This window comes from Acidovorax sp. GW458-11-26-14-TSB4 (genome assembly GCF_059423865.1).
This window is the reverse complement of record NZ_JBWKYR010000005.1, coordinates 223,742-247,109: the sequence shown is the minus strand read 5'-3', so window position 1 is coordinate 247,109 and position 23,368 is coordinate 223,742. Positions and strand designations below refer to the sequence as shown.

Here is a 23,368-nt window from a genome sequence, read left to right as displayed (position 1 = left end):
CCCCTGCCGTTGTTCCGATTTCCGAAAGCCCACCACCATGAATCCAAGCACCTCCACAGCCCAGGACGCGGCCGCCCCGGGCCTGGCCTGCGACGTCGCCATCGTGGGCGGCGGCCCGGCCGGCCTGATGGCGGCCGAGGCGCTCGCGCAGGCCGGTGTGGCCGTGCACCTGTTCGACGCCATGCCCTCGGTGGGGCGCAAGTTCCTCCTGGCCGGCAAGGGTGGGCTCAACCTCACCCATTCCGAGCCGCACGAGGTCTTTGCCACCCGCTTTGCCGGCCGCGAGCAGCAGGTGGAGCCGTTGATCACCGCTTTTGGTGGGCCTGCCATCCGCGAATGGGCCAAGAGCCTGGGTGTGGAGACCTTCGTGGGCACCTCCGGCCGCGTGTTCCCGGCCGACATGAAGGCCGCGCCGCTGCTGCGCGCCTGGCTGCAGCGCCTGCGCAGCCAGGGCGTTCAGTTCCACATGCGGCATCGCTGGCTGGGCTGGGCCGATGCCGGGCAGGGCGGTGCGCTGCGTTTCGCCACACCCGCTGGCGAAGTCGCCGTGAGCGCGCGCGCCACCGTGCTGGCGCTGGGCGGCGGCAGCTGGGCGCGCCTGGGTTCCGATGGTGCCTGGGTGCCGCTGCTGGAGGCGCGCGGCGTGGCCGTGGCGCCGCTGCGCCCGGCCAACAGCGGCTTCGACGTGGTGCGCACCGATGCGCCTGCCGGCGAGACGCGGCGCGACTTCCTGCGCGAACTGATAGGCCGCACGCCGGCGCCCACCGTGGGCTGGACGCCGCATTTCACCGAGCGCTTTGGCGGCCAGCCGTTCAAGACGGTGGCCATCGCTTTCACCGACAGCGAAGGGCGCAGCTTTCATCGCCGGGGCGAGTTCGTGGCCACGGCCACGGGCGTGGAAGGCAGCCTGGTCTATGCGGTCTCGCAGCTGCTGCGCGACGAGATCGAGGCCCATGGCCACGCCACCTTCCACCTCGACCTGCTGCCCGACCACACGCCCGAACGCGTGCTGGTGGAAGTGCGCCACCCGCGCGGCTCGCGCTCGCTGTCCAGCCACCTCAAAAGCCGCCTGGGGCTCGATGGCATCAAGGCCGGCATCCTTTACGAGCACCTGGGCAAGGACGGCATGGCCGACCCGGTGGCCCTGGCCCACGCCATCAAGGCCCTGCCCGTGACGGTGGTGGCCGCGCGGCCGCTGGACGAAGCCATCAGCACGGCCGGCGGCGTCAGCTTCGAGGCGCTGGACGCGCACCTCATGGCCACGGTCGCGCCAGGCGTGTTCTGCGCTGGCGAGATGCTGGACTGGGAAGCGCCGACCGGCGGCTACCTGCTCACCGCCAGCATGGCCAGCGGCAAGGTGGCGGGCGAGGGCGCACTGCGCTGGCTGGCCCAGGCCCACTAGGGCCTTCGCGACCCCGAAATCAGTGTTGACAGGCCTAGTGTCCCGAGTTCGGAATTCGTTGAATCAATCTCCCGACAATCGCCGCCATGCGTTGTTACAAATGCGCGCCATGCCACCCGGCATGGCTGTGCTTTGCGCGTAGCCTGGCAGCGATTTCGGCAGATTTCTTTCTTCAACGGACTTCCAACTCAGGACACTAGAACTTGGCCCGGTAGTACAGCATGGGGCCGCCCTTGCGGGCGCGCAGCACCAGGCGCGAGCCGCTTTGCAACTGCACGCCGACGGCACCGAACTCAGGTGTCAGCCCGCCGGTTTTCGAGCTTGCCCATTGCATTTCCAGGCGCGTGCCGTACAAGGGTTGCTGCGACTGCCGGATCAGGCCCAGAGCGTCAGGGGGCGTCTGCGTGCCCTGCGGCGTGCGGGCCCAGGCCGAGATGTCGAACTGGCGCCCGCTTTCCAGCCGGGACCTCCAGCGCACACCCATGTCCAGGCTGGCGGGTGCGCCGGCTTCCGCGGCCAGCGGCGCTGCGCCTGGCGCAGGTGCGCTCAGGCCCAGGGACAGGCCGAAGCCGGCGCGCGCCTGTGGCGAGAGCCAGCGCGTGATGTCCAGGTGCTGGGTGTTGGGGGCGCTGCCGCCCAAGCCGCCCGACAGGGAAGGGTTGTTGCGCGCAGGGTAGTCGCCGAAGTCTGGCAGCACCGCGCTGTTGACCTCATAGGCCGCGGGCAGCCTGGTGGCGGTCTCTTCCTGCAGGCTGGACATCGCTGCGTCCCCGAAATTTTGCGCATCGGCTGCGGCCGCCAGCCCGGTGCCGAACAGGAGCATGCCCGCGGCGCACACGGGCCGGAACCAGGGGCGGGCAGGCATGCCTGCTGCTGCGGCAGGGCCATGGAAATGCACCGTTGTGCTGCGGCGGGCATGGGACACTTGCGCGGTCGTGGCGGTGGACATGGCAGCACCCGAAAGGAGGGATAAGCGATGTCACAAAGTGTGCACCTGTCGCACGCTGGCGGAAAGGGTCGAGCGACGCAAAACTGTGTCGGACAGCACCGACACGGTTGAAAAGCTCGTTTTATGGAAGGGGCCGTTGCCAGCGGTTGGGTCGCGCAGTGCGCGCACGTGGCGCCTCGCGCCCGTAAGCTGCGCGCACGCGCGGCAGCAAAGAAGAAGTTGACGAGCCTTACCCCCGGCACTGACTCCACAGTTAGGGCTGCTTGGTTCCCCACCTGACCCGGTTGGCCGCTTTGCCATGCGGGGAGGCCCGTCATAGGCTATTGTAGCGGGTGCGAAGCCGCGGGCCGGCTTCGATGGCCTGTTTGTCCTTGCGGCCATGGGTTTTTTCCATGGATCCGCTCTGGCGGCAGGGCTCACCCCAGCCTGAACACGCTGACCAGTTGCTCCAGCTTGGCCGCCTGCAGGTTGAGCGATTCGGCGGCCGAGGCCGCTTCTTCGACCAGGGCGGCGTTCTGCTGGGTGACCTGGTCCATGTTGGAGATGGCCACATTCACCTGGTCGATGCCCGAGGACTGCTCCTGGCTGGCGGCGGCGATCTCGCTGATGATCTGCGTGACCTGCTGCACGCTCTTTACCACCTCGGTCATGGTGCTGCCCGCTTCGTCCACCAGGCGCGTGCTTTCGCCCACCTTGTTGACCGAGGCATCGATCAGCACCTTGATCTCCTTGGCGGCTGCGGCGCTGCGCTGGGCCAGGGCGCGCACTTCGCTGGCCACCACCGCAAAGCCGCGGCCCTGCTCCCCGGCGCGGGCTGCCTCCACCGCGGCATTGAGCGCCAGGATGTTGGTCTGGAAGGCAATGCCATCGATCACGCCGATGATGTCCACGATGCGCTTGGAAGAGTTGTTGACCTCGCCCATGGTGCTCACCACCTGGTCGACCACGCTGCCGCCGCGCACCGCCACCTGGGACGCGGTGTTGGCCAACTGGCTGGCATGGCGCGCGTTGTCGGCATTCTGGCGCACGGTGCTGGTGAGCTCTTCCATCGAGGCGGCGGTCTGCTGCAAGGCGCTGGCCTGCTGCTCGGTGCGCGCCGACAGGTCGTTGTTGCCCGCTGCGATCTCGGTCGAGGCGGTGGCGATGGACTGTGTGCCCGAGCGCACCTCGCTCACGATGTTGGCGATGCTGGTGCGCATGCCCTGCATGCCGTGCAGCAGGCTGGACTGGTCGCCGGGCTGCAGCGCAATGTCCATGGACAGATCGCCCTGCGCCATCTGCCCGGTGATGCGGGCGGCGTACTCGGGCTCTCCCCCCAGCTGGCGCAGGATGCCGCGCGATATCAGCATGCCCACGCCCAGGAGCAGCGCGGCCAGTACCACCGCGCACATTCCGAACTTGATGATGCGCTCGTTGACGGCCGAGTTCACCGTGTCCACATACACGCCCGAGCCCACCACCCAGCCCCAGGGCGCAAAGCCCTTGACGTAGGATGCCTTGAGCACCGGATCGGTGCTGCCCGGCTTGGGCCACAGGTAGAGCACGAAGCCCGCCTCGCGGGCCTTGACCACGTTGACGAATTCCACGAACAGGCGCATGCCCGTCGGGTCCTTGTTGTCCGAAAGGTCCTTGCCATCGAGCTCGGGGCGGATCGGGTGCATCACCATCACCGGCTGCATGTCGTTGATCCAGAAATACTCGTTGCCGCTGTAGCGCATGGCGCGCAGGCTGTCCTTGGCCATCTGCTGGGCCTGGGCCTCGGGCATCTTGCCGGCCTTGGCCTGCGCGTGGTAGTGGACGATGAGGCTGTGTGCCGACTCGACGTTCTGGCGCACGCTGCTCTTGCGCTCCTCCATGATGAGGCTGCGCTCAGAGCCGAGCACGATGGCGGTGATGACCGCGATTCCGGCGAGTGCGCAGGCAATCAGAAGGCCCATGCGCCTGGCGACGCCCATGGGCCGCCTCTGGGAGATATCCACCATATACAGCCACCTTCCGTTGTGCATCGGCCACCGCCACACCCAGGCAGCAAGCCTTGGCCCATGCTAGGCAGTGTGTTGCAGGATGTACATAGGATCGGCCCGCAGTGTTTTCCCGGTTGCCAGCAGCGGGTTTTGGGCGGTGGGAGCAGGTTCCGATGGCGGGCCAGGGTTGTGCAGGGGCATCCGCGGACCCCCTTAGAATCAAGCCATGTCCTATCTCGTGCTCGCCCGCAAGTACCGCCCCCGCAATTTCACGGAAATGGTGGGGCAAGAGCACGTGGTGCAGGCGCTCACCAACGCGCTCACCCAGCAGCGGCTGCACCATGCCTACCTGTTCACGGGTACGCGGGGGGTGGGCAAGACGACTGTCTCGCGCATCCTGGCCAAGTCGCTCAACTGCCAGGGGCCGGACGGCACGGGCGGCATCACCGCCACGCCCTGCGGCGTGTGCCAGGCCTGCACCGACATCGACAGCGGCCGTTTCGTCGACTACACCGAACTCGACGCCGCCTCCAACCGCGGCGTGGACGAGGTACAGAGCCTGCTCGAGCAGGCCGTGTACAAGCCGGTGCAGGGGCGCTTCAAGGTCTTCATGATCGACGAAGTGCACATGCTCACGAACACGGCCTTCAACGCCATGCTCAAGACGCTCGAAGAGCCGCCCGAGTACCTGAAGTTCGTGCTCGCCACGACCGACCCGCAGAAGGTGCCGGTCACGGTGCTGAGCCGCTGCCTGCAGTTCAACCTGCGCCCCATGGCGCCCGAGACGGTGCTCGGCCACCTGACCCAGGTGCTCGCGGCCGAGAACGTGCCCGCAGAACCCCAGGCGCTGCGCCTGCTGTCGCGCGCCGCGCGCGGTTCCATGCGCGACGCGCTGTCGCTCACCGACCAGGCGATTGCCTTCGGCAGCGGCCAGCTGCAGGAGGCCGGCGTGCGCCAGATGCTGGGCGCGGTGGACCGCTCCTACGTGTTCCGCCTCATCGAGGCCCTGGCCCTGGGCGATGGCAAAACCGTGGTGGAAACCGCCGATGCGCTGCGCATGAACGGCCTGTCTGCCGCCTCCACCCTGGAGGAAATGAGCGCCGTGCTGCAGCGCATGGCCGTGTTCCAGGCCGTGCCACAGATGGTGGGCGCCATCGATGCTGACGACCCCGAGGCCGCCGAAACCGCGCGCCTGTCGGCCGCGATGCCGGCCGACGAGACACAACTGCTGTACAGCCTGTGCCTGCATGGCCGCGGTGAGCTGGGCCTGGCACCCGACGAGTATGCGGCCCTGACCATGGTGCTGCTGCGCCTGCTGGCCTTCAAACCCCCGGCCGGCGACGGCCCGGCGGAAAAAAAAACTCTGACGCGGCCTGAACCCGCGGCTTCGACCCCTGCCGCAGCTCCGGTTGCTGCTGCTGCGCCGTTGCCGGCGGCGCCGGCGCCAGCAGTTGCAGTGGTGCAGGCGCCAGCGTCCCCTGTGGCCGCACCGCCGGTTGCGGTGCCGCCAGCCGCAGCCGTTCCGGCGCCTGCTGCACCTGCGCCCACCCCTCCTCCTGCGGTGGCCGCCGCGGCTCCGCAGGCCACGGCGCTGCCGGTGCGTACGCTCGACGATTTCGACCGGCAGCACGGCGGGCCTGGTGACGAGGGCGCTGGGCGCGAGTCCGCCCGGCCATCGCCATCGCCATCCTCATCCGGTGCGTCCGCCACGGCAGTGGTCGAGCGCCCGGCGGCGGCCGATGTGGTGTCCATCCCTGTGCGCAGCATGTCCGCCGAGCCCGGTGCGCGCCTGCAGCCCACGGCAGCATCGCCTTCTTCGACCACGCCGGCCTCGGCCCGCTACACACCGACCGAAGAGGGCGAGGTCTGGTACACCACCGTGCAGTCCCTGGTGGCCGCCGAGGCCATCACCGCGCTGGTGCGCGAACTGGCGCTGCAGTCGCAGCTGGTGGCGCGCGATGGCGCCCACTGGCTGCTGCGCGTGGAACGCGAGTCGCTCAATCAGCCCACGGCGCGCGAGCGGCTGCGCAGCGCGCTGGAGGCAGCGGGCCACGCCGCGCAGATCACCGTGGAAGTGGGCGTGGTGATAGACAGCCCTGCCCGCCGCAATGCCGCTGCCGCTGCCGAGCGCCAGCGCGTGGCCGAAGAGATCGTCATGAACGACCCCTACGTACAGACCCTGCTGCGCGACCATGGCGCGAAAATCGTGCCCGGCAGCATCAAGCCTGCGTGAGGCGTTTTCAGCGATACCGATACCGATAGATAGACAGTAACAACCTCCAACCCAAGGACCACCACCATGTTCAACAAAGGACAACTCGCCGGCCTGATGAAGCAGGCCCAGGCCATGCAGGACAACCTGAAGAAGGCCCAGGACGAACTGGCCTTCATCGAGGTGGAGGGCGAATCCGGCGCCGGCCTCGTGAAGGTGCTCATGACCTGCAAGCACGACGTCAAGCGCATCACCATCGACCCCAGCCTGCTGGCCGAGGACAAGGACATGCTCGAAGACCTGGTGGCGGCGGCGTTCAATGCGGCCGTGCGCAAGGCGGAAGAGACTTCGGCGGAGAAGATGGGCAAGCTCACGGCAGGAATGCCAGGCCTCCCCCCCGGCATGAAACTGCCTTTTTGAGGGCTGGCTACCGAGCGGCCTTCATGCGTCGTTGGGCGGTGCTCGCAATCCTCACGTACAGGAAGTACGTTCCGGTTGCTGTGCTCCGTCCGCCTAGCCTGAAGACCGCTCGCCACGCCCTTGAGGGCTGTGGTGGGCTGGCTACCGAGCGGGCAATCTGCGTCGTTGGGCGGTGCTCGGAATCCTCACGTACTTCAAGTACGTTCCGGTTCCTGCGCTCCGTCCGCCTAGCAGCTTATCCCGCTCGCTACGCCCTTGAGGGCGGGGTGTGAGGGCAGGGGCGGCGCATCGTTCGCTTTGCTCACTGGCGCCTGGCAGACTTCGGTTTTTTTACGGGCACTTGCTGCTTACACTGGGCCTATGGCTTCTTCTTCTACCAACTCCCTTGATGTTTTGATCCAGGCGCTCAAGCGGCTGCCGGGGGTGGGGGTGAAGTCGGCTTCGCGCATGGCCTTCCATCTGCTGCAGCATGACCGGGAGGGCGCCGAGACCTTGTCGCGGGCGCTGCATGAGGCGGTGGCGTCGGTGCACCATTGCAGCCGCTGCCATACCTTCACCGAGGCGGAGGTGTGCAGCACCTGCCTGGACCCGGAGCGCGATGCCACGCGGCTGTGCGTGGTGGAGACGCCGGCCGACCAGTCGGCGCTGGAGCGCACCGGGGCCTTCAAGGGGCTGTACTTCGTGCTCATGGGGCGGCTCAGTCCGCTCGATGGCATCGGCCCCAAGGAGATCGGGCTGCACAAGCTCATGGACCGGGCCAGCGATGGCACGGTGCAGGAGGTGATCCTGGCGACCAACTTCAACGCCGAGGGCGAGGCGACGGCGCATGTGATCAGCGAGGCGCTCAAGGCCCGGGGCCTGCATGTCACGCGGCTGGCGCGCGGCGTGCCGGTGGGCAGCGAGCTCGAGTATGTGGACCTGGGCACCATCGCGCACGCACTGGTGGACCGGCGGTGACAGCGGCTATTGTCTTTTGCGCCGCTTAGAATCCCGCCCCATTACTATCAATTCAATAGCTTGCCGGCAAAGAGCGGCAAGCCATCCCAAGAAGAAAGTGCAATCCCAATGAATTCCATGCACGTGGCGCGTTTCACGGCGGCCTACTGGTGTGTGCTCGTGGCTGCGCTGCTGCCCATGGTGTGCTCCTACCTGGCCAAGAGTGCCGGCAAGGGCAAGTCGCGCGGCAACGGCGGCTTTGACAACCATGATCCGCGCGGCTGGATGGCCCAGCAGACCGGCTGGCATGCGCGTGCCAATGCGGCGCAGACCAACAGCTTCGAAGCGCTGCCGTTCTTCATCGGCGCCGTCATCATCGCGCACCAGCTCGGCGCCGGCCAGACGCTGCTCGACCTGGCGGCCTTGCTGTGGGTGTTTTTGCGCATTTTCTACATCATGATGTATGTCGCGGACATGCCCACCGTGCGCAGCGCGCTGTGGACGGGTGCCTTCCTCGTCAACATCGGTATCCTGTTCCTGGGATACCGCTGATAGCAAGCTCTGCGTTTTTTGCGGCCATGGCCGGGGCTCTGCCGGCTGGCATTGGGGCCCTTTGCGGGCCTTGATTCACTGTCACCTACGTAGTAGTCCCCAGGGGTAGTCCCTGATGCCTGCGAGGCCATGCTGAGGCACGATTGTTGCGGTGCAACAATGGGCCTTTCCGCCTTTCTTTTCCCATGTCCAGTCCCATGCTCAGCCGACGCGCATTTGGCGCCGTATCCGCCTTCTCGGCGGCTGCGGTGTTTGCGCCTGCCGTGCTGTCGCAGCAGGCGGCTGCTCCAGGCCTGGGGCGCGTCACCGTGGCCGTGGGCGGGCAGAGCGTGCTCTACCACCTGCCGCTGGCGCTGGCCGACCTGCTGGGGTATTTCGAAAGCGAAGGGCTGCAGGTCGTGGTGTCCGACTTTGCCGGCGGCGCCATGGCGCTGCAGGCGGTACTCAACGGCACCGCCGATGTGGGCTCTGGAGCCTATGAATACACCATCCGCCAGCAGGTGCGTGGCACCCATCTGCGCGCGATGGCGCTGCATGGCCGTGCACCGCAGATCGCCATGGGGGTGTCGCGCAAGGCGCTGCCGCGCTATGACGACATAGGCGACCTGGCGGGCCGGCGCATCGGCGTCTCGGCCCTGGGCTCGTCCACGCACCTCATGGCCATCCACCTGCTGGCGCGTGCCGGTGTGCGTGAGCGCGACGTGAACTTCATCGGCGTGGGCTCGGGCGCGCCCGCCGTGGCGGCGTTGCGCACAGGCCAGGTGCATGCCCTGTGCCATGCCGATCCCATCATGACGCTGCTGGAGCAGAAGATGGACGTGCACATCGTCGGCGACATGCGCACCCTGAAGGGCGCGCACGAGCTGTTCGGCGGCAACATGCCGGCCGGCTGCCTGTATGCCCCCCAGGCATTCATCCAGAAGCAGGCCGCCCAGGTGCAGGCACTGACCAACGGCATCGTGCATGCGCTCAAATGGCTGCAGACGGCAGCGCCGGCCGACCTGATCAAGGTGGTTCCCCCCGGCTACCTGCTGGGCGACCGGGGCCTGTACCTGGCCGCGTTCAGCCGCGTGCGCGAGACCTTCTCGCCCAACGGGCTGATGCCGGACGACGGCCCCGCGACCGCGCTGCGCGTGCTGGGCCGCACCGGAGCCGAGGTGGCCGACGCCAAGGTGGACCTGGCGCGCACCTTCAGCAACGAGTGGGTGCGCAAGGCGCGGCAGAAGTACAACGTCTGAGACTGCCTGTTCACCACGCGCCGATTGCGCTTTCGGGACGGGAAGATGGCTTACATTGGCGGGCGCTCCGGATGCGTAACCTCCGGATACCAACCACCCAGCCTACCTGCAAGGACTGCCTCATCATGTCGTTCACCCTCAGCATCGGCCCGCTCGTCTCCCTGATCGCGGGCATCCTCATCCTCGTCATGCCGCGCCTGCTCAGCACCATCGTGGCGATCTACCTCATCGTCATGGGCGTGCTGGGACTAATGGGCATGCACTCCCTCAAGTTGTAAGGGCGGAGCGGCTTAAAACCTCTCCTGGCGTCGTTGCCCCGTCTTGCCGTACCGCTGGTACTGTCCGCGACGAAGCGCCTAGCCAGGACCGCTTCGCTGAGCTTTTAAGCCACTCGTGAGGGCGGGGTCGGACCCTCAAGATGTGAATGCTCAGCGCTTTTTGACTTTGGACGGCGTGCCGCCGCGCTTGGCGGGGGCCGATGGCGGTGCCTTGGCGGCGCTTTGCTTGCCACGGGCCTGCACCACGTTGCGCACGCTCGATGAGCGCACCTGGGTGGCAGCCGCAGTGGCGGCGCGCACGGGCAGGTAGACCACGATCTGCTGGCCCAGCTTGAAGGCGGCGCTGGACTTCACGTCGTTCCAGTCGGCCACGCTGCTGGCGCTCAGGTTGTAGCGCCTGGCCACGCTGGCCACGGTTTCGCCCTTGCGGGCGCGCACCGTGGTGCGGCGGGTGACGATCTCGGGTGCGAAGGCCAACTGGCCGTTGTCGGCCAGGTGCGACGACACATCCTCGCGCGTGGTCACCGAGCGCGGCACCATCAGCGCCGAGCCGGCCTTGATCAGCATGCGCGGCGGAATGTTGTTCATCGCGCGCAGATCGCTTTCGCTCATGCCCGTGCGCTGGGCCGCGTCGGCCACGGTCATGGTGGTGGGCACGGACCACACAGTCCAGCTCGCGTACTGGCCCTCGCGGCGCGCTTCCATGTTGCGCTGGAAGACCTTGGCGTTGTCCCAGGGCAGCAGAATCTGCGGCGTGCCGGCCGCCAGGATCACCGGGCGCTTGTACGAGGGGTTCAGTGCGCGGAAATCCTCTTCGCGGATGCCCGAGAGGCTGGCCACCAGCGCCACGTCGATGTCGTGGGTGATGTCCACCGTCTGGAAGTAGGGGTGGTTCTCGATCAGCGGCAGCTCGGTCTTGAAGGCATCGGGGTTGGCCACGATGTTCTTCACCGCCTGCAGCTTGGGCACGTACAGCCGGGTTTCGGCCGGCATGTTCAGGTCGGTGTAGCTGGTGCCCAGGCCGGCCTTCTGGTTCTTTGCGATGGCGCGGCCCACGCTGCCTTCGCCCCAGTTGTAGGCGGCCAGGGCCAGGTGCCAGTCGCCGAACATGCCGTAGAGCTTTTGCAGGTAGTCGAGCGCCGCGCGGGTCGATGCCAGCACGTCGCGCCGGTCATCGCGGAAGGCGTTCTGCTTGAGGTCGAAGTAACTGCCGGTGGCTGGCATGAACTGCCACATGCCCGCCGCCTTGGCGCTCGACACCGCCTGCGGGTTGAACGCGCTCTCGATGTAGGGCAGCAGCGCCAGCTCGGTCGGCATGCCGCGGCGCTCGAGTTCCTCGACGATGTGGAACAGGTACTTGCTCGAGCGCTCCGTCATGCGCTGGATGTAGTCAGGCCGCGTGGCATACCACTGCTCGCGGTCCTGCACCAGCTCGTGCTGCAGGTCGGGCATGGCAAAGCCGCGGCGGATGCGGTCCCACAGGTCGGCCGGTGCCGACAGCGAGGCCACCCCGCCGTTGTTGAAGGCGTTCACCGCCATGATGGGCTGCAGCGGCCCATTGGGGATGAGCGGCGTGTGCGCGGGGCGTGCCGGGGACTTGTTGTTGTTGGTAGGGGTCGCGGGGCCGTCGGACGCGCTGCCCGCCACGGTGGTGTCGGTTCCGGTGGTGGCGCAGCCAGTCAGCCAGAGCATGCCGGCCAGGCACGCGATGTGCACAATTTTCATCGAAACTCGTTCTTCCATTGGCGCAGGGCCGCCAGTACGGCCACTGCGTCGTGTTGATCTGCCTGCTGGTCGAACCGCTGTGCCGCTGCGCGCACCTCGGACTCGCGCACGCGCAGGAAGGGGTTCACCGCGCGCTCCTGCGCAACGGTCGATGGCAGCGTGGGTACGTTGCGTGCCCGCTGTTCCTCACACCAGCCGAGGTAGTGGACCAGATCCTGGTTGCCAGGTTCCACGGCGCGCGCGAATTTCAGGTTCGAGAGTGTGTATTCGTGCGCACAACACACCCGCGTGTTGCCGGGCAGGGCAGCCAGTTGGTCCAGCGAGTCGAGCATCTGCGCGGGCGTACCCTCGAACAGCCGCCCGCAGCCGCCCGAGAACAGCGTATCGCCGCAGAACAGCACCGGCGTGCCGTCCCCCAGGTCGGCGCAGTAAAAGGCGATGTGCCCCGCCGTGTGGCCGGGCACGTCCAGCACCGTGAAGTGCAGGCCGGCCACGTCCACGCCATCGCCTGCCGACAGGCGCACCAGGGGCTCGGGGATCTTTTCGCGCGCAGGGCCGTACACCGTGGCACCCGTGGCCTCGCGCAGCACGTCCACCCCGCCCACATGGTCGTTGTGGTGGTGCGTGACTAGAATGGCCTGCAATCGCAGTCCCAGGTCGTTCAATGCCTTCTGAACCGGTGCGGGATCTCCCGGGTCGACCACAATGGCCTGGCGTGCGTCGTGCAGCATCCAGATGTAGTTGTCGGCAAAGGCGGGCAGCGGTAGCAGGTTCATGAGCGATCAAATTATAGGTTTGCACCATTGGTTCCATTCCCCGCCCGGCCGTTACCTGCTGGCCTGGGAGCAGGCGCGGCTCGACGAGGCCGTGGCTGACATGTTCGGCTACCACGCCGTGCAGCTGGGCATGCCCCTGCTGGACGGCCTGCGCACCAACCGCATGCCCAACCAGTGGCTGGTGCTGGGGCAGGAGGCCGCGAGCGGCGACGCCATGCCACCGGATGTCGGCCTGCGCGAGGACGGAACGCCGCGCCAGGCCATCGCCCTGCTGGCCGAACCCGTGGCCCTGCCGTTCGCCGAAGCCAGCCTGGACCTGGTGGTGCTGCCCCATACGCTGGAGCTAAGCATAGACCCCCACACCGCGCTGCGCGAGGTGGAACGTGTGCTGGTGCCCGAGGGGCGCGTGGTCATCAGCGGCCTCAATCCCCTGAGCCTGTGGGGCCTGCGCCAGCGCCGGGCAAGGCTGTACCAGCGTTTTGGCCGCGGCACCCTCTACCTGCCCGACGTGGGCGAATTCATCGGCTACCGCCGCCTGCGCGACTGGCTGCGGCTGCTCAGCTTCGAGGTCGAATCGGCCCGGTTCGGCTGCTACTGCCCCGCCGTGCGCAGCAGCCAGTGGATCGAGCGCCTGGGCTGGATCGACCCGCTGGGCGAGCGCTGGTGGCCCATTTTCGGCGCGAGCTATTTCGTCGTGGCCGTCAAGCGCGTGCACGGCATGCGCCTGCTGGGCCCGGCATGGCGCACCGCCAAGCAGCGCACTGCGGCTACCGTGCCCGTTGCCCACCGTACGCCGTCCCCGCCAGGCACGGCCCATCGCCGGTGAACAGGCCCTAGACTCCCGGGTAGCGAAAAACAGGAAGCGATCTTGAACGAAGTAGTGATTTACACCGACGGTGCCTGCAAGGGCAACCCCGGCCCTGGCGGCTGGGGCGTGCTGCTGCGCGCCGGCACGGCCGAAAAGGAAATGTTCGGCGGCGAGCTGGGCACCACCAACAACCGCATGGAGCTGCTGGCCGTGATCGAGGCACTGGCGGCCCTGAAGCGCCCCTGCGCCGTCACCCTGTACCTGGACAGCGAGTACGTGCGCAAGGGCATCACCGAATGGATCCACGGCTGGAAGGCGCGCGGCTGGCGCACCGCCACCAAGGCCCCGGTGAAGAACGTGGAGCTGTGGCAGCGCCTGGACGCCCTGGTGGCCAACGGCGGCCACCGCATCGACTGGCGCTGGGTCAAGGGCCACTCGGGCGACCCGGGCAACGAGAAGGCCGATCAGTTGGCCAACAAGGGTGTGGACAAGGCACTCGGCCGGATCTGAGTTCGAGCTTCAGGCCAGCGGCCTTTCCAGCCCAATCCCGTGCAGCCTGAGCTTGGCATACAGCGTGGGCTTGGCAATGCCCAGGGCCTGCGCCGCACGCGTCACGTTGAAGCGGTGCGACTTGAGGGCCTGCACGATGGCTTCGCGCTCTGCCTCGCGCAGGCTGCGCACCCCGGCAGGGGCTGACTCCATGGCGGCCGGCACGCCAGACACCGCAGGCACCAGGCCCAGCATGCTCGCATCCAGCGTGCCCCCTTCGCTCAGGTTCACCAGCCGCTCCATCGCATTCTCCAGCTCGCGCACATTGCCGGGCCAGGGGTGCTGCAGCAGCGCGGCCAGCACGGCGGCAGGCAGTTCGTGCACGGGCTTGCCCAGCGCCGCCGCATAGCGGGCAAGGAAATGCGTGGCCAGCAGGGCCACGTCGGCCGGGCGCTCGCGCAGCGGCGGCAGGGTCAGCGCGATCACGTGGCAGCGGTAGTACAGGTCTTCGCGGAACTCCTTGCGCGCCACCATGGCATGCAGGTCGCGGTTGCTGGCGGTGATGACCCGCGCATCCACGCGCACGGCGCGCGTGCTGCCCAGGCGCACCACCTCGCGCTCCTGCAGTACGCGCAGGAGCTTGGCCTGCACATCCAGCGGCAGCTCCGACACCTCGTCCAGAAAGATCGTGCCGCCACTGGCCGCCTCGAACTTGCCCGGCCGTCCTTCGCGGTGCGCGCCGGTGAAGGCGCCCGGCGCATGGCCGAACAGCTCGCTCTCGATCAAATCGCGCGGCAGCGCCGCGCAGTTCACCGCGATGAAAGGGCCGTCGCGCCGCGCGCTCGCGTTGTGGATGGCCTGGGCCAGCACCTCCTTGCCCGTGCCGCTCTCGCCGCACAGCAGCACATTGGCCTGGCCCGCCGCCGCCTTGCGTGCCGCGGCAATGGTGGCCCGCAGCGCGGGGCTCTGGCCGATCATGGTGTCGAAGGTGTGCCGCGCCTGGCTGCCCGCCAGCCGGCCGGCCAGCCGGTGCACCCCGCTGATCTCGCGGAAGGTGTTCACCACCGACAGCACGCGCCCGTCCGCCGCCTTCACGGGCACTGCCGTGTCCAGCACATGCAGCTGAAAGCGCGGGGTGGAAATCACGCGCTCGCGATCGGTATAGCCCTCGCCCGTCAGGAACACCTGCTCCACCATGGTGTCGAAGTCCAGCAGCGAACCCAGCGTGCGCCCCTGCGCCAGGTGGCGCGGCAGCCGCAGCTGGCGCGCCGCCTCGGCATTGAGGTGGCGCACCACGCCGCCGGGCTCCAGCACCATCAGCCCATAGGGCACATGGTTCACCAGGGTCTGCAACTCCTCGATGAGCTGGCCCTGGCGCTCCAGCAAGTCGCCTGGGCTGCCGACGGGGGCGGGTAAAGCGGTGGGAGGCTTCCTGGTAGGCATGTGTTGCAATATACAACGTTCAATTATTGAACGTTTGTAGCAAATCAATTCGCTGTATGGCGCGGTGTTGGCGTGTCCGCATGGGAGAGGGGCGCACAGCGCCGATGGCATGGTCCTTGCCCTTTGGCATGGCAATTCCTATCCTGCATCCGTCATGGCCCACGCCCCTTCTTTTGCCCCTTCCCTTGGCGCCGAACTGCGCCGTGCCGCCGCCGAGGTGCCGCACCAGCCCTTCATCCGCATGGCTGCGGGCGAGTGGTCCTACCGCCAGCTCGACGAGGCCAGCGACCGCCTGGCCGCCGGCCTGCACGCCCAGGGCGTGCGCGCGGGCCACCATGTCAGCCTGCTGCTGCCCAACTGCATCGAGATGGCCGTGCTGTGGTTTGCCCTGGCCAAGCTGGGCGCGGTGGCTGCTCCCGTCAACACCTCGTTCCGCGGCGCGGCGCTGGCTGCCGCCGTCAACCTGGTGGAAAGCCGGCTGGCCGTGGTGCATGCCACCCTGCATGCGCAGTGGGCCGAGGTGCAGCCCGAGTTGGCCACGGCCACCCAGGTCTTTGTGGTGGGCGAGGGCTCCGCACTGCCCGACGGTTGCCAGCCCTATAGCGTGCTGTGCAGCATGGAGCCCACCGCGCAGGCCCTGCCGCGCCCCGAGGTCGCGCCCGATGCCCTGTGCCTGCTGCTCTACACCTCGGGCACCACCGGCCGCTCCAAGGCGGCCATGATCGCGCACCGCTTCGTGCTGGCCCAGGCGCGGCTTTTCATCGCGGGGCTGGAACTGCGGCCCGACGACGTGCTGTACTGCCCCTACCCGATGTTCCACCTGGACGCCACCGTCATGACCATCGTGCCCGCGCTGCTGCTGCGCGGCTTGGCCGCCATCGGCGAGCGCTTCAGCGTCTCGCGCTACTGGGACGAGGTGCGCGCCTTGCAGGCCACCGTGTTCGACTTCATGGGCGCTACGGTCACCATGCTGTGGAAGCAAGCGCCATCACCCCGCGACCGCGACCACCGCGCCCGCCTGGGCTGGGGCGTGCCCCTGCCGGCGTTTGCGCCAGAGTTCGAGGAGCGCTTCGGCTGCCGCCTGGTGGAACTCTACGGCTCCACCGAGGCCGGCGGCGTGATGTACACGCCGCTGCACGAGCTGCGCCGCAGGGGCTCGTGCGGCAAGGTGGACCCTGCTTTCAGCGCACGCCTGGCAGACCCGCAGGGCGTCGCAGTGCCCGTGGGCCAGCCCGGCGAGCTGCTCATCCGCCCCGAGCAGCCCGGCCTGCTCATGCAGGGCTACTACGGCATGCCCGAAGCCACGCTCGCCGCCTTCAAGGATCTGTGGTTCCACACCGGCGACCTGCTGCGCCAGGACGAGGACGGCTACATGTACTTCGTCGGCCGCACCAAGGACATCGTGCGCCGCCGCGGCGAGAACATCTCGGCCGCCGAGGTCGAGATGGGCATCGAGACCCACCCCGATGTGCTCGAATGCGCGGTGTTCGGCGTGCCCAGCGACATGACCGAGGAAGAGGTCATGGCCTGTGTGGTGCTGCGCCCTGGCTGCCGCCTCACGCCTGCCGACCTTGCCCGGCACTGCAGCGAACGCATGGCCCGCTTCATGGTGCCGCGCTACCTGCGCCTGCTGCCCATCTTGCCCAAGACCCCCACCGACAAGGTCGAGAAATTCCGCCTGCAGGCCGAAGGCATTGCACCGGGCACCTGGGACCGCGAGGCCGAGACGCTGCACACCACCAACTGACCATCCAACGAACGAAGAAAGCGAGACCAACCATGGGCTTTGCCACCCATACGATCGAGGGCGCCGTCAGCATCGTCACCCTGCAGCGCCCCGAGCGCCTCAATGCCATCAGCGGTACGCTGCTGGTGGACCTGCACGCCGCCCTGCAGGCCGCGCAGAACGAGCCTGCCACGCGGGCCATCGTCTTCACCGGAGCGGGCCGTGCCTTCTGCGCGGGCGACGATCTCAAGGAGTTCGGCGAACAGTCCGAAAGCCCCGCCGCCATCGCCGAGCACTGCGAGCGCATCCAGCAGATCACGCGCGACATCATGTTCGGCCCCAAGCTCGTCATCGGCGCCGTGCACGGCTATGCCGTGGGCGGCGGCTTCGAATGGGTGCTCAACTGCGACATGGTGGTGGCTGCAGACACCCTGGTCTGCTTTTTCCCCGAAATGGCGCTGGGCCACTTCGTCACCGGCGGCGTCACCCACCTGCTGCCCCAGATCCTGGGCCACCAGCGCACCATGGAACTCATCGTGCTGGGCGAACGCCAGAGCGCCGCCGACCTCAAGGCCCTGGGCCTGGTCAACCGCGTGGTGCCCGCCGACCAGATGCTGCCCACCGCCCTGGCCCTGGCCGCCGAGGTGGCCACCCGCTCGGCCAGTGCCACCGCACGTCTCAAGCGCGTGCTCACGTCGGGCCTGGGGCCGCGCATTGAAGAGGCGCTGGTGGCGGAGGGCAAAGCGGCGAATGCGTGCTTTGCGGACCCGGATACGGCGCAGCGGATCGGGGTGTTTGCGAAGGGGCGGCTGTGATGCTGCGCAAGCCCCACTGAACCACACTGTCAGTTCAGCAACGGCACCAGATCCGGATCCCCCTTAGCCATCGCACGCCGGTACGCCGGCCGCGCGCCGATGCGCTGCAGGTAGGCGCGGATGTTCGGGTAGGGCGCGAGGTCCAGCGGCTGGAACAGCCGCATGGTGGTGAGCGAGAACACGCTCATCACATCGGCGGCCGTGAACTCCTGGCCTGCCAGGTAGGGCGCCTCGCCCAGGCGCGCCTCGACCAGCGCCATCACCCGGTCGAGCCGCACCTGCGCGTTCTGCTGCACCGGGTGGTCCGCCGGCAACTGGGCGCGGTTCACCGCCATCATGCGGCCCATCACGGGCATGAGGTTGCCGTTGGAGAAATGGAACCAGTACAGGTACTGCGCATAGTCGGCATGCTCCGGCCCCAGCTTGAGGCGGCCACCGCCGTGCTTGACGATGATGTATTCAACGATGGCGGCCGATTCGGCCAGCAACAGGTCGCCGTCTTCGATGAGCGGCGCGGCACCCAGCGGGTGCAGGGCTTTGAGTTCGGGCGGCGAGAGGCGCGTGACGGCATCGCGCGTGTAGTGCACGAGGTCGTAGGGCAGGCCCAGCTCTTCGCAGAGCCAGACGATGCGTTCGGATTGGGAGTGGCCGAGGTGGTGGATTTTGAGCATGGATATTGGATGTTGTGGGGGAGGGGAGGAAAGGATCAGTTGGCGCCGCGCTCGTGCCCGCGCACGGCCGTGGGGGCAAAGCCGAAGCGCTGGCGAAAGCGCACCGCAAAGCGCGAGGGCGATTCATAGCCTACCGACAGCGCGATGGACGACACCGGCTGCGCGGTGGCCTGCAGCAGCGTGAGCGCGGTGGCCATGCGTGCGTCCACCAGCAGCTGGGTGAGCGATGCGCCTTCGGCCACCAGGCGGCGGCGCAAGGTGGCTTCGGACACGGCCAGTTCGCTGGCGATGCGGCCGGCGGTCCATTCGGTGTCGAGCCGGCCCGTGATGAGGGCGCGCACTTTGGCGGACACATCGGCATGCGCTTGCGGCGCGCGCAGAGCCACGCCGTGCTGCTCCAGAAGCCAGTGCAATACCTCCAGCACGCGCAGGCGCGAGATGGGTGCGGGCAGGGCTTCATCCGGTGCCAGCGATTGCGCGGCGCGCCCGAACGCGCTCGCCAGTTCCGGTGCCACCTGGGGAACCAGGCGCACCGATGCGCCCGTGGTGCCTGAGCGTTCGGCCTGCGCGGCGCGGGCCCGGTAGTAGGGGTCTTCGAGCAGCGCGGTGTCGAACACCAGCCAGCGGGCTTCGTAATGGTCCACGCCGCTGGGCACGGCGTTGGTGAAGTCCACCGTCTGCTGGCCGTCGATCACGATGGCCTGCCCGGGCTCGGCGCGGGCTGATGAGCCGCGCTCGGCGTGCACGGTCTTGGTGCCCTGGTCGACCAGGATCAGCGCGGGCTGGTCCATGCGCATGCGCAGGATTTCCAGCCCGCGCCCCTGCAGCACATGGGCCGCCATGCCCACGCCGGGCAGGGCGTGGATGCTGCGGGCCAGGGTTGCGCTGTCGGTTGGGGCGTGGCGTGTGCTGCGCATGGGGTTGTGGTTCATGCCGTGCGTGCTCAGCGTGCGCCCATGGCGGTGAAGCTGGCCGTGCCTACCGTGTGGGCGCCGGCCATGAAGGCCAGCAGGGCGGGCGTGGCCGTGGGCGGCAGGTCCAGCCGCGGCACGTCGAGCGCGGTCACGGTGACCACGTAGCGGTGCGTCTCGCCGGGCGGGGGCAGCGGGCCCACATAGCCGGGCACGCCCATGTCGGTGTTGATCTCCACCGCTCCCGATGGCAGAGCGCTTGTGCCCGCCACGCCCGCGCCACGCGGCAGCGCGCGGGCACTGCCGGGGATGTTGGCCACGGCCCAGTGCCACCAGCCCGAGCCGGTGGGTGCATCGGGGTCGTACATGGTAACGATGAAGCTCTGCGCACTGGCCGGCGCACCCTGCCATTCAATCTGCGGCGACAGGTTGTCGCCAGGGCCGCCCATGGCGCTGGCGAACTGCGCGCGCGCCACGCGGCCATCGGCCATGTCGGGACTGTGCACGGTGAATGGCGGCGTGGGCGATGCACCGCCAGGGCCTGGTGCGACGACGGTGCAGGCCGCCAGAGGTGCGAGCAGCGGCAGTGCGAGCAGAGTGCGCAAGGTGGAAAAAGAGGGGGTGAAAGGCATGTCTGTTCCCGGTGGTTGGTGTGAGGAAAGTCTAGGTTCCGGGGTGCTTTCGAAGGGTGCTGCGCCAATCGCATTCTGTGCCAATCCGATCAAGCCGGTGTCCTACAGACCGTGGGTTGCAGGCGCGCCCTGGGCGCGACACACTGGGCGCTTTTCCACACTGGAGACCCGCATGCCCGCCGCCAAGAACACCGTCTGCATCTGGTACGACAGCGAGGCCGAGGCCGCTGCCAACTTCTACGCCCAGACCTTTCCGGACAGCAAGGTCACTGCCGTGCACCTGGCACCCTCGGACTACCCCGGCGGGGGCCAGAAGGGCAAGGTGCTCACCGTCGAATTCACTGTCGCGGGCATTCCCTGCATCGGCCTGAACGGCGGCCCGCAGTTCAAGCACAGCGAGGCCTTTTCGTTCCAGATCGCCACCGACGACCAGGCCGAAACCGACCGCCTGTGGAATGCCATCGTCGGCAACGGCGGGCAGGAAAGCCATTGCGGCTGGTGCAAGGACCGCTGGGGCATCAACTGGCAGATCACACCGCGCGTGCTGACCGATGCGATGGCCCAGGGCGGGGAAGTGGCCGCGCGGGCATTCCAGGCCATGATGCCGATGAAGAAGATCGATGTGGCGGCGATCGAGAAGGCGGTTCGCGGCTGATTCTGCGTGCACGGCCTGCCCGTCGTCGCACCGGAAATTTTTTTATCTGGTGCGGTTGACGGGCAGCAAAACCGCACGCCATAATCCGCCCCGCAGCCGCTCGCCGGCCTGTCGTAAGCGTTACCGTCATCCAACGCGTCCTTTGTCGAGAGGAGCCCAGTAAGGGCGTGTCTCGGCGTTAAAGAGGCGCGCTTTATGACGTCACGCATTCCCATTTCTTCTTCTTCCTCTCCCTCCGAGTCTTCTTCTTCCGATGCACCCGTGCGCCTGCTCGGGGCGGTACCCGTGTCTTCGTCCGTGTTCGCAGGGCTTGCGCCAGTGGTGCTGGCGGTGTTCCTGGGCTTTCTGTCCATCAGCATTCCACTCGGTGCCCTGGCGCTGGAGGTGGGCCACCATCTGGGCTTTGGCGCGGCCACGGTGGGCTGGGCCATCGGCCTGCAGTCGCTGGCCACCCTGCTCACGCGCCACCAGGCCGGCACCTTGTGCGACCAGCGCGGGCCGCGCTTTGCCGTGCTGCTGGGCCTGCCGCTCACGGCCTGTGCAGGCCTGGCCTATGTGCTGGCCAGCGTGCTGCCCATGGCCCCTGCAGCCAGCCTGGCCGTGCTGATCCTGGGCCGTATGGTTGCAGGCCTGGGTGAAAGCCTGTTCCTCACCGGCCTCATGAGCTGGGGCATCGCCCGCGTGGGGCCGGCGCGCACGGGTGCCGTCATGTCCTGGGTGGGCATTGCCATCTATGCCGCACTGGGCCTGGGCGCGCCGCTGGGGCTGGCGGTGCAGCCGGCCTTTGGCTTTGCCGGTGTTGGCGTGCTGGTGCTGCTCACGCCGATGGCGGCCTGGGCCATCGCACTGCGGTTGCCGGCGGTGCCGGCCTCGGGCGGGCAGCAGCGCGTGCCGTTCCACCGCGTGCTGGGCCTCATCTGGCGGCCGGGCCTTGTGCTGGCGCTGGCCACCGTGCCCTATGCGGCCATGGCGGCTTTCCTCACGCTGGACTATGCGATCCATGGCTGGCCGCATGCAGGCACGGCGCTGCTGGGCTTCAGCGCGGCCTATATCCTGGTGCGCCTGGTGGGCTCGGGCCTGCCGGACCGCTTTGGCGCCACCGCTGTCGCCATGGGCTCGCTGGCCTTCGAAGCCGTGGGCCAGTTGCTGATCTGGCAGGCCGGCAGCCCCGCCATGGCTGTGCTCGGCGCCACCCTCACCGGGCTGGGCTTCTCGCTCGTGTTCCCGGCCACGGGCGTGCTCGCCACCCGCTCGGTGCCACCCGATCAGCGCGGCCGCGCCGTGGGCAATTTCATTGCGTTTGCCGACATTGCGCTGGGTGTGACCGGGCCGGTGGTGGGTGTGGCCACGCAGTGGTTCGGCATCACCACGGCATTCCTGGTGGGGGCAGCGGCTACCTGCGTGGCGCTGGCCTTGCTTGCTACCGTGCGGCTGGGGCGCAGCGCGCCGTGACTATGCCGCATCCACCGAGGTGGACCGCCGCTCGATCATGCGGAACCCCAGGTCCACGATGGGCTGCTCCACCGTTTCGCCATTGCAGCGCGCCAGGATGAGCTGGGCCGCCAGGCGGCCGATCTCGGGCCCGTCCACATGCACCGTGGTGATCGACGGCACCATGTGCGCGCCGAACTCGGCATTGCCGAAGCCCACCACGGCCAGGTCCTCGGGCACGCGCAGGCCGCGCGCCTGGGCTTCCACCAGCACGCCATGGGCCAGGGTGTCGGAGCTGCAGCACACGGCCTCCAGGCCCGGCTCCTTGTCCAGCAGTTCGGCCAGGGCGCGCCGGCCCAGGGCCAGGCTGCTGGGTGCGGGCACCACGGCGGTGGGCACGTCGTTGCGGCCCAGCGTGGCCAGAAAGCCTTCGCGGCGCAGCATGGCGCGGTGGTCGCTGCCGGTGGCAACGCCCACCTTCTTCCAGCCACGCGAGAGAAAATAGCCGCCCACCGCACCACCCACCTTGAGGTGCGAAAAGCCGATCACCATGTCCACGGGCCGGTCGCTCAGGTCCCAGGTCTCCACCACGGGGATGCCCGAGCGCACGAGCCGCTCGCGCGCCTTTTGTGACTGCACCAGGCCGGTCATCACGATGCCGTCGGGCTGGCGGCTGATCATGGTGTTGAGCACGGCCTCCTCGCGCTCGGCGTCGTAGTTGGTCTGCCCCACGATCACCTGGTAGCCGCCCGCGGCCAGCGCCGAGGTGAGGGTCTGCACGGTGGGCAAAAACTGCGACACCGACAGCGCCGGCACGATGGCCGCCACCATGCGGCTGCGCTTGGATTTCAGGCCCCCGGCCAGCAGGTTGGGAATGTAGCCCGTGGCGTCCACGGCCTCGCGCACCTTGGCAATCGTCTTGTCCGACACCACGCCCGGGTTGCTCAGCGCGCGCGACGCGGTGATGAGCGACACACCCGCGACCTTGGCCACATCGTGCAGGGTGACGGGCTTGAAAGGGGAGGGGGTGTTCATGGGCAGGTACGGCGACGCAAGGGCAGGGCGGGGCGCAATCGGAAGAGAAGCCCGTACCCTACCAAAAATCCAGGCCGGGTCAGGCCTGGCGCGCCTGCGCGTGGCCTGCGCTACGGCGGCCCCCCAAACCCTCTGCATGCCGGCTTGACTGGCAAAAATGACAACGATATCATTTGGCCCAGAACGGTAGCAAAGGTTTTTCGGAAAGGTTTCGCCTTCTGAAGGATGAGCGGGTCGATAGACCTGGATCATTTGCCAAAAATGACAACGTTACCATTTTGAGGCGGGAAGCTGCCTCAT

The 23,368-nt window shown here is 68.0% G+C and carries 22 protein-coding genes and 1 other RNA gene; 13 read left to right on the top strand and 10 right to left on the bottom strand.

The window, feature by feature from the left end:
* The first annotated feature begins 37 nt into the window (after nt 1-37).
* Entirely contained in the window at nt 38-1,402 is a 1,365-nt protein-coding gene (locus AC07X5_RS13725) for a TIGR03862 family flavoprotein (RefSeq protein WP_494770618.1), read from the top strand.
* 196 nt (nt 1,403-1,598) lie between these two features.
* On the opposite strand, the gene AC07X5_RS13720 is transcribed toward AC07X5_RS13725, so the two are convergent.
* The 3 genes from AC07X5_RS13720 to AC07X5_RS13710 all read right to left on the bottom strand — a co-directional run bounded on the left by AC07X5_RS13720 (nt 1,599) and on the right by AC07X5_RS13710 (nt 4,306).
* Complete coding sequence (locus AC07X5_RS13720) at nt 1,599-2,267, bottom strand: hypothetical protein (RefSeq protein WP_494770617.1); 669 nt, start codon at nt 2,265-2,267, stop codon at nt 1,599-1,601.
* A 302-nt stretch (nt 2,268-2,569) separates the two neighbouring features.
* Nucleotides 2,570-2,666, bottom strand: an RNA gene (gene ffs / locus AC07X5_RS13715) — signal recognition particle sRNA small type.
* A gap of 101 nt (nt 2,667-2,767) precedes the next feature.
* Nucleotides 2,768-4,306, bottom strand: coding sequence for a methyl-accepting chemotaxis protein (locus AC07X5_RS13710; RefSeq protein ID WP_494770616.1), 1,539 nt, complete (start codon nt 4,304-4,306; stop codon nt 2,768-2,770).
* 235 nt (nt 4,307-4,541) lie between these two features.
* Here AC07X5_RS13710 and dnaX point away from each other — a divergent pair, with 235 nt between their 5' ends.
* The 6 genes from dnaX (at nt 4,542) to AC07X5_RS13680 (ending at nt 9,951) form a co-directional block, all read left to right on the top strand.
* Nucleotides 4,542-6,548, top strand: coding sequence for a DNA polymerase III subunit gamma/tau (gene dnaX / locus AC07X5_RS13705; protein ID WP_494770615.1), 2,007 nt, complete (start codon nt 4,542-4,544; stop codon nt 6,546-6,548).
* Between the two features lie 66 nt (nt 6,549-6,614).
* Entirely contained in the window at nt 6,615-6,947 is a 333-nt protein-coding gene (locus AC07X5_RS13700; RefSeq protein WP_409963188.1) for a YbaB/EbfC family nucleoid-associated protein, read from the top strand.
* 360 nt (nt 6,948-7,307) lie between these two features.
* Entirely contained in the window at nt 7,308-7,904 is a 597-nt protein-coding gene (gene recR, locus AC07X5_RS13695) for a recombination mediator RecR (protein ID WP_494770614.1), read from the top strand.
* A 108-nt stretch (nt 7,905-8,012) separates the two neighbouring features.
* The gene (locus AC07X5_RS13690) at nt 8,013-8,435 is read left to right on the top strand and encodes an MAPEG family protein (RefSeq protein ID WP_409963184.1); all 423 of its coding nucleotides are present in this window, start codon (nt 8,013-8,015) and stop codon (nt 8,433-8,435) included.
* A 185-nt stretch (nt 8,436-8,620) separates the two neighbouring features.
* Nucleotides 8,621-9,673 carry an ABC transporter substrate-binding protein gene (locus AC07X5_RS13685; RefSeq protein ID WP_409963182.1) on the top strand — a complete coding sequence of 351 codons (1,053 nt, stop codon included), beginning with the start codon at nt 8,621-8,623 and terminating at the stop codon, nt 9,671-9,673.
* A 125-nt stretch (nt 9,674-9,798) separates the two neighbouring features.
* Nucleotides 9,799-9,951: a DUF3096 domain-containing protein gene (locus AC07X5_RS13680; RefSeq protein ID WP_145698004.1), complete on the top strand. Its 153-nt coding sequence runs from the start codon at nt 9,799-9,801 to the stop codon at nt 9,949-9,951.
* A 150-nt stretch (nt 9,952-10,101) separates the two neighbouring features.
* On the opposite strand, the gene AC07X5_RS13675 is transcribed toward AC07X5_RS13680, so the two are convergent.
* Nucleotides 10,102-11,676, bottom strand: coding sequence for a transglycosylase SLT domain-containing protein (locus AC07X5_RS13675; protein WP_494770613.1), 1,575 nt, complete (start codon nt 11,674-11,676; stop codon nt 10,102-10,104).
* The gene (gene gloB / locus AC07X5_RS13670; RefSeq protein WP_494770612.1) at nt 11,673-12,452 is read right to left on the bottom strand and encodes a hydroxyacylglutathione hydrolase; all 780 of its coding nucleotides are present in this window, start codon (nt 12,450-12,452) and stop codon (nt 11,673-11,675) included. The genes AC07X5_RS13675 and gloB overlap by 4 nt, the downstream gene beginning before the upstream one ends.
* Between gloB and AC07X5_RS13665 the strand changes: the two genes are divergently transcribed.
* Both AC07X5_RS13665 and rnhA read left to right on the top strand, forming a co-directional pair.
* Complete coding sequence (locus AC07X5_RS13665; protein ID WP_494770611.1) at nt 12,451-13,278, top strand: class I SAM-dependent methyltransferase; 828 nt, start codon at nt 12,451-12,453, stop codon at nt 13,276-13,278. The genes gloB and AC07X5_RS13665 overlap by 2 nt on opposite strands.
* A 42-nt stretch (nt 13,279-13,320) precedes the next feature.
* Nucleotides 13,321-13,770, top strand: a complete 450-nt coding sequence (gene rnhA, locus AC07X5_RS13660; RefSeq protein WP_409963176.1) for a ribonuclease HI — start codon at nt 13,321-13,323, stop codon at nt 13,768-13,770.
* Between the two features lie 9 nt (nt 13,771-13,779).
* On the opposite strand, the gene AC07X5_RS13655 is transcribed toward rnhA, so the two are convergent.
* Nucleotides 13,780-15,192 (bottom strand): sigma-54 interaction domain-containing protein, encoded by a 1,413-nt coding sequence (locus tag AC07X5_RS13655; RefSeq protein ID WP_494770610.1) that lies wholly within the window; start codon nt 15,190-15,192, stop codon nt 13,780-13,782.
* A 154-nt stretch (nt 15,193-15,346) separates the two neighbouring features.
* Here AC07X5_RS13655 and AC07X5_RS13650 point away from each other — a divergent pair, with 154 nt between their 5' ends.
* Together AC07X5_RS13650 and AC07X5_RS13645 are read left to right on the top strand one after the other, a co-directional pair.
* Nucleotides 15,347-16,939 carry an AMP-binding protein gene (locus tag AC07X5_RS13650; protein ID WP_494770609.1) on the top strand — a complete coding sequence of 531 codons (1,593 nt, stop codon included), beginning with the start codon at nt 15,347-15,349 and terminating at the stop codon, nt 16,937-16,939.
* Nucleotides 16,940-16,971: 32 nt separating this feature from the next.
* Nucleotides 16,972-17,733 (top strand): enoyl-CoA hydratase/isomerase family protein, encoded by a 762-nt coding sequence (locus AC07X5_RS13645; RefSeq protein WP_494770608.1) that lies wholly within the window; start codon nt 16,972-16,974, stop codon nt 17,731-17,733.
* Nucleotides 17,734-17,762: 29 nt separating this feature from the next.
* Here AC07X5_RS13645 and AC07X5_RS13640 read toward each other — a convergent pair whose 3' ends face one another.
* From AC07X5_RS13640 to AC07X5_RS13630, 3 genes are read right to left on the bottom strand one after another with little or no spacing between them, the layout of a single operon-like run.
* Complete coding sequence (locus AC07X5_RS13640; RefSeq protein WP_494770607.1) at nt 17,763-18,404, bottom strand: glutathione S-transferase family protein; 642 nt, start codon at nt 18,402-18,404, stop codon at nt 17,763-17,765.
* Nucleotides 18,405-18,439: 35 nt separating this feature from the next.
* Nucleotides 18,440-19,336, bottom strand: a complete 897-nt coding sequence (locus AC07X5_RS13635) for a helix-turn-helix transcriptional regulator (protein WP_494770606.1) — start codon at nt 19,334-19,336, stop codon at nt 18,440-18,442.
* Nucleotides 19,337-19,347: 11 nt separating this feature from the next.
* Complete coding sequence (locus AC07X5_RS13630) at nt 19,348-19,947, bottom strand: YbhB/YbcL family Raf kinase inhibitor-like protein (RefSeq protein WP_494770605.1); 600 nt, start codon at nt 19,945-19,947, stop codon at nt 19,348-19,350.
* Between the two features lie 172 nt (nt 19,948-20,119).
* Between AC07X5_RS13630 and AC07X5_RS13625 the strand changes: the two genes are divergently transcribed.
* Nucleotides 20,120-20,602: a VOC family protein gene (locus AC07X5_RS13625; RefSeq protein WP_494770604.1), complete on the top strand. Its 483-nt coding sequence runs from the start codon at nt 20,120-20,122 to the stop codon at nt 20,600-20,602.
* A gap of 195 nt (nt 20,603-20,797) precedes the next feature.
* Nucleotides 20,798-22,054: an MFS transporter gene (locus AC07X5_RS13620; RefSeq protein WP_494770603.1), complete on the top strand. Its 1,257-nt coding sequence runs from the start codon at nt 20,798-20,800 to the stop codon at nt 22,052-22,054.
* Here the strand turns inward: AC07X5_RS13620 and AC07X5_RS13615 are convergent, their stop codons facing one another.
* Nucleotides 22,055-23,068, bottom strand: a complete 1,014-nt coding sequence (locus AC07X5_RS13615) for a LacI family DNA-binding transcriptional regulator (protein WP_494770602.1) — start codon at nt 23,066-23,068, stop codon at nt 22,055-22,057. It lies immediately after the preceding gene.
* Between the last annotated feature and the right edge of the window lie 300 nt (nt 23,069-23,368).